At 69.4% G+C, this 553-nt stretch carries 1 protein-coding gene; it reads right to left on the bottom strand.

Annotated elements, in window-relative coordinates; genetic code table 11:
- Positions 1-242: 242 nt before the first annotated feature.
- Positions 243-553 (bottom strand): diacylglycerol kinase family protein (locus tag ASF38_RS17975; protein WP_369815178.1); only part of this gene is annotated, 311 nt, incomplete at its 5' end.

Genomic DNA, 553 nt, shown 5'->3' with positions numbered 1-553 from the left:
TGAGCGACCGGACGTCGTCGCTCGTGCTGCTCAACGAGCAACCCCGAGGCGGCGTCACGGTGGGTCGAACCGAATTTTCCTTGGAATTGCAGCCAATTCGGGACCTTCAGGGCAGGATTGACTCCTCTCCTACCCTCGTGGCTCCACGGTAGGCTCGCCCGCCCCGCGCCACCATCACCGGGCAGGGCCATTTCCCCCCACCCGAAAGGACCATGGTCCTTTCCGGTGGGACCGGCCGGAGGCTAGTGCTTGAGCGTCGCGGGCAGCACCGGCACCCGCACGAGGAGCACGCCGGGGCGGACCTCCGCGGTGATCTCGGTGCCTTCCTCGACGGGGTCGCCGTCGAGCTGCATGGGGGTGGGGCCCGAGGCCTTCACGTGCACACGTCGGCCGGTGAAGCGGTCGAGGCGGTCGTTGGTGCGCTTGCGGCGGGCGATCACGCGCAGGGCGATCGAGACCCAGCCGAACAGCCGACGCGGTGCGATGACCACGACGTCGAGCTCACCGTCGTCGACCTGGGCGTCCGGCAGCAGGGGCAGACCGGCCTGCAGGA

Source organism: Aeromicrobium sp. Leaf272, assembly GCF_001422865.1.
Lineage (GTDB): Bacteria > Actinomycetota > Actinomycetes > Propionibacteriales > Nocardioidaceae > Aeromicrobium.
The sequence above is the reverse complement of the archived record's forward strand: the minus strand, read 5'-3'. Positions and strand labels throughout refer to the sequence as shown.